We start from the raw sequence: 4,396 nt of genomic DNA on the forward strand, positions 1-4,396 counted from the left end.
GGGGGGGCGAGAAGAGGTGGATAAGGGGGGGGGGGGGGGGGGGCGGCGGGGGAGCGGGGGGGGTGGGGGGCTGGGAGGCGGGCGGGGGGTGTGACGTGGCCCGGGGGTGCGTGGCGGCCCGGGAGTTCGGGACGGGTCGCGGGTTCGCGGCGGCCCGGGGACGTGAGGGTGCTCAGGGTCGCTCGGTGGCCCGGGGGGCTGCGGCGGCTCTGTGACTCGCGGCGGCTCGGGGACGCGCGGGGGCGGGACTCCGGGCAGGTCGCCATCGAGTTTCTGGGCATGACCCCGCTGATCATCATCACCCTGGTGCTGCTGTGGCAGTTCGTGCTGGTGGGGTACACGTTCACGCTGGCGGGGAATGCTGCGGACGAGGCGGTACGGGCGGGGACGGCGGCGAGTCCGGGGGAGCGGCAGGGCGCGTGCCAGGCGGCGGGACTGGAGAAGCTGCCGGACGCGTGGAACGGCACGGTGACCTGTGGCACCGGCGGCGGCTATGTCACGGCCGACGTCCAGCTCCAGGTCCCCGTCCTCTTCCCGGGCGCGATCGGCTTCCCGTTCACGGTCGAGGGCCATGCGGGAGCTGTGGAGGAGGAGACGGACTGAGATGGCGTACGAAGGGAAAGTCCGCGGAGCCGGCCCGGTCCGCGACCGCGGCCAGGTGGCGATCGAGTACCTCGGCTTCATCCCGATCCTGATCCTCGTCGCGATGGCGGGCGTACAGATCGGGCTCATCGCCTACACGGCACAGCAAGCGGGCACGGCGGCGCGAGCCGGAGCGCGGGCGGCCTCGCTGGAGAAGAGCGCCCAGGCCGGATGTACGACCGCGGTCAGCGACTGGCTGTCCGTCGCCTGCTCCGCGGCGCAGGGCGGCGACGAGGTCACCGTCACCGCCACGATCGGCATCCCCTCCGTCGTCCCCGGCTGGGACTTCGGCGACGCGAACAAGACGGCGACGATGCCGCTCGACCACTGAACTCGGCTGAACTCGGCTGAACGAGGAGCACCATGAGCTTGCGGGCACGCATCAGCACCCCCGAGGAGAACGGCAGCCGGGGCGAGGACGGCCACCTGGTCGCCTCGTACCGCGCCAAGCTCCTGGAGGAGATCGACCTCGCGGAGATGAGCTCGCTGGCGGCCGCCGAGCGCAGGGCCCGCCTGGAGCGGGTGCTTGGCCACATCATCAGCCGCGAGGGCCCGGTGCTGTCGACCGTCGAACGCTCGCAGCTGATCCGCAGGGTCGTGGACGAGGCGCTGGGCCTCGGCATCCTGGAGCCGCTCCTCGAAGACGCGTCCATCACCGAGATCATGGTGAACGGCCCGGACGCGATCTTCGTCGAACGCGGCGGCCGGGTCGAGCAGTTGCCGCTCCGCTTCCCCTCCCACGACCAGCTGATGCAGACGATCGAACGGATCGTCTCGACGGTCAACCGGCGCGTGGACGAGTCGAACCCCATGGTCGACGCCCGCCTCCCGTCCGGCGAGCGCGTGAACGTCATCATCCCGCCCCTGTCGCTGACGGGCGCGACCCTGACGATCCGCCGTTTCCCGCGCTCCTTCACCCTCCAGGAGATGATCGGCCTGGGCTCGCTGGACGAGCACATGCTGTATCTGCTCGCGGGCCTGGTGCAGGCGAAGTTCAACATCATCGTGTCGGGCGCGACGGGCACCGGGAAGACGACCCTGCTCAACGCCCTGTCGGGGCTGATCCCGGAGCGCGAACGCATCATCACCATCGAGGACTCCGCCGAACTCCAGCTTCAGCAGGCGCATGTGATCCGCCTGGAGTCCCGCCCGCCGAACGTCGAGGGCAAGGGCCAGATCACCATCCGCGACCTGGTCCGCAACTCCCTGCGAATGCGCCCGGACCGGATCGTGGTGGGTGAGGTCCGCGGCGGCGAGTCCCTGGACATGCTCCAGGCGATGTCGACCGGCCACGACGGCTCGCTGGCCACGGTCCACGCCAACAGCACGGAGGACGCCCTGATGCGGCTGAAGACCCTGGCGTCGATGTCCGAGGTCGGGGTCCCCTTCGAGGCGCTGCACGACCAGATCAACAGCGCGCTCGACGTGATCATCCAGCTGACCCGGTTCCCCGACGGAGCCCGCCGCATCACGGAGATAGCCATCCTCGACAGCCACGGCGCCGAGCCCTACCGCCTCGCCACGGCGGCCCGCTTCCGCGCCCAGCCCATGGCCGCGGACGGCCGTGTCTACGGCGCCTTCGAGTACTTCCCGCTCCCACGCCGTACGGCGGACCGCCTCTACATGGCGAGCCAGCCGATCCCCCAGGCCTTCGGCGTGGCCCAGTCCGCGCTTGAGTTGACGACCCGAGAAGCCAGGTAGGTACGGCCGATGGAACTGCACTCCCTGATCACGCTCACGACCGGCATCGCCCTGCTGACCTGTGTTCTCGCCGTGGTGGGCCTGCACGCGTACGCCATGGGCAAGGCCCAGCGCCAGGCCCTGGTCGACCGGCTCTCGGCGACGGGCCAGATACAGGTGGGCGGCCGCAGGCGCCGCTTCCCGACCCTGGACCGCCGGCTGCGCCGCACGAAACTCGGCAGGAAACTCGAACTGCGCCTGGCGGCGACGGGTTTGGACGTGACCCCCGGCGAGTTCTTCGTCTACATGATGGCCACGGTGGCCGGCCTGTTCCTGATCGGCCAGGCGGCCCTGGCCCCCTTCTTCGGCCCCCTCGCCGGTCTGCTGGGCATCTGGGTGGCACTCCAGTTCCTGAACTGGCAGCGCCAGAAACGCATCGAGAAGTTCATCAACCAACTCCCGGAACTCTCCCGGATCCTGGCCAACGCCACCCAGGCGGGCCTCGCCCTGCGCACGGCGATCGGCATGGCCGCGGAGGAGCTGGAGGCACCGGCGGGGGAAGAACTGGGCAAGGTGGCCAACCAGCTGGCACTGGGCGCCTCCCTGGACGAGGCACTGGGGGAGATGGCGGAGCGGCTGCCGTCGCGCGAACTGGTCGTCCTGGTGACCACGTTGGTGCTCTCCAACCGGGCGGGCGGCCAAGTGGTCGGCGCGCTGCGCAACTTGACGGAGACGCTGGAGGAGCGCAAGGAGACCCGGCGGGAGGTCCGTACGCAACTGGCGCAGGTCAACATGACGTCGTACGCCGTCCCTGTCCTGGGAGTCGGCTCCCTCTTCCTGATGAACGGCGTGAAGGACGGCGCCCTGGACCGTATGACGGGCTCACCGGTCGGCCAGGCGGCGGTGATCATCGCCTTCGGGCTCTACGCGGTGGGGTTCGTGCTGATCCGCCGCCTGTCCCGTATCGACGTCTGAGGGGGCGTACACAGATGGCACTTCTTCTCGCCCTGCTGATGGGCCTCGGGGTCTGGGGCGTCTTCGCCGGGATCCGCATGTACCGGGCGGACGCGAAACTCCCCGGCGACCTGCTCCTCGCCCTGGAGGTCGGCGCCACGCGCACCGGCGCGGTGGACTCGCTGATCGACCGGCTCGGCATGCGCTACGCGCCCGCCGTCCTGCGCCTGATGGGCCCCAAGCAGGTCGCGAAGTACCGGCGCAGGATCGACCTGGCGGGCAACCCCGGCGGCCTGACCATCGACCGCTACGCGGCCCGCCGCGCGGTCTACGGCTTCCTGGGCGGTTTCGGCGGCCTGGTCTTCGTGATGCGCGGACAGTTCCTGGTGGCCCTCCTCCTGTTCGCCTTCGGGGCGTTCTGGACGGAGGTCGGCATCTGGTCGGCGATCCGGATCCGCAAGGACGTGATCGAGCGGACCCTGCCCGACTTCCTCGACGTCCTGGCGGTTGTGGTGAGCGCGGGCCTGGGCTTCCGGCAGGCACTGGACCGGGTGGCGACGAAGTACGAGGGCCCCTGGGCGGACGAACTCCGCATCACGCTCCGCCAGATGGACCTCGGCATGAGCCGCCGCCAGGCCTTCCAGGAGCTGCGCCGCCGCAACGACTCCGAACAGGTGGCCATGTTCGTCACGGCACTCCAGCAGGGCGAGGAACTGGGCGCCCCGATCGTCGACACCCTGGTAGCCCTGGCCAAGGACATGCGCCGCACCGACGCCCAGAACGCCCGCCGCAAGGCCGCCCGCGCGGTCCCCAAGGCCACGATGATGATCACCACGTTCATGGTCCCGGCCACGATGATCCTCCTGGGCGCGGGTCTGCTGCTGGGCTCGGGGACGGACTTCGGCTCGATCACGGGCGACTAGGGGGCGGGTGACGAGGATGTCGATGACTTGGGAACGACCTGTTGCCACGTATGAACGATGGGCCGCCGACGCCGGAGGCGCCCCACAGGCGCCACCCGCACGGCCCGACACTGCACGTCGCGGCACGCGCCCCGCCGGCCCGACCCGCGCCCCCGGCGCCCGGGGGTGCTCGGTGGGTACGTGTTCGTGATCGAAGG

The 4,396-nt window shown here is 70.6% G+C and carries 5 protein-coding genes; all 5 read left to right on the forward strand.

Annotated elements, in window-relative coordinates; genetic code table 11:
• The first annotated feature begins 279 nt into the window (after window positions 1-279).
• The 5 genes from HLK59_RS48460 to HLK59_RS48480 are packed head-to-tail and all read left to right on the forward strand — an operon-like array spanning window position 280 to window position 4,199.
• On the forward strand, window positions 280-603 hold the full coding sequence (locus HLK59_RS48460) for a pilus assembly protein (RefSeq protein WP_171148071.1): 324 nt from the start codon (window positions 280-282) through the stop codon (window positions 601-603).
• A 1-nt stretch (window position 604) separates the two neighbouring features.
• Window positions 605-973: a TadE/TadG family type IV pilus assembly protein gene (locus HLK59_RS48465; protein WP_171148072.1), complete on the forward strand. Its 369-nt coding sequence runs from the start codon at window positions 605-607 to the stop codon at window positions 971-973.
• Between the two features lie 32 nt (window positions 974-1,005).
• Entirely contained in the window at window positions 1,006-2,343 is a 1,338-nt protein-coding gene (locus HLK59_RS48470) for a CpaF family protein (RefSeq protein WP_171148073.1), read from the forward strand.
• 9 nt (window positions 2,344-2,352) lie between these two features.
• A complete protein-coding gene (locus HLK59_RS48475) occupies window positions 2,353-3,297 on the forward strand; it encodes a type II secretion system F family protein (RefSeq protein ID WP_171148074.1) in 945 nt (314 codons plus the stop codon).
• A 14-nt stretch (window positions 3,298-3,311) separates the two neighbouring features.
• A complete protein-coding gene (locus HLK59_RS48480) occupies window positions 3,312-4,199 on the forward strand; it encodes a DUF5936 domain-containing protein (RefSeq protein ID WP_171148075.1) in 888 nt (295 codons plus the stop codon).
• Window positions 4,200-4,396: the final 197 nt, after the last annotated feature.

The sequence above is a fragment of the Streptomyces sp. S3(2020) genome (assembly GCF_013044505.1).
Taxonomy (GTDB): domain Bacteria; phylum Actinomycetota; class Actinomycetes; order Streptomycetales; family Streptomycetaceae; genus Streptomyces.

What these genes read in the sequence shown, in the direction of transcription:
- HLK59_RS48460 (WP_171148071.1), top strand. Translation starts at nt 280, where the DNA reads ATGACCCCGCTGATCATCATCACCCTGGTGCTGCTGTGGCAGTTCGTG.
- HLK59_RS48475 (WP_171148074.1), top strand. Translation starts at nt 2,353, where the DNA reads ATGGAACTGCACTCCCTGATCACGCTCACGACCGGCATCGCCCTGCTG.
- HLK59_RS48465 (WP_171148072.1), top strand. Translation starts at nt 605, where the DNA reads ATGGCGTACGAAGGGAAAGTCCGCGGAGCCGGCCCGGTCCGCGACCGC.
- HLK59_RS48480 (WP_171148075.1), top strand. Translation starts at nt 3,312, where the DNA reads ATGGCACTTCTTCTCGCCCTGCTGATGGGCCTCGGGGTCTGGGGCGTC.
- HLK59_RS48470 (WP_171148073.1), top strand. Translation starts at nt 1,006, where the DNA reads ATGAGCTTGCGGGCACGCATCAGCACCCCCGAGGAGAACGGCAGCCGG.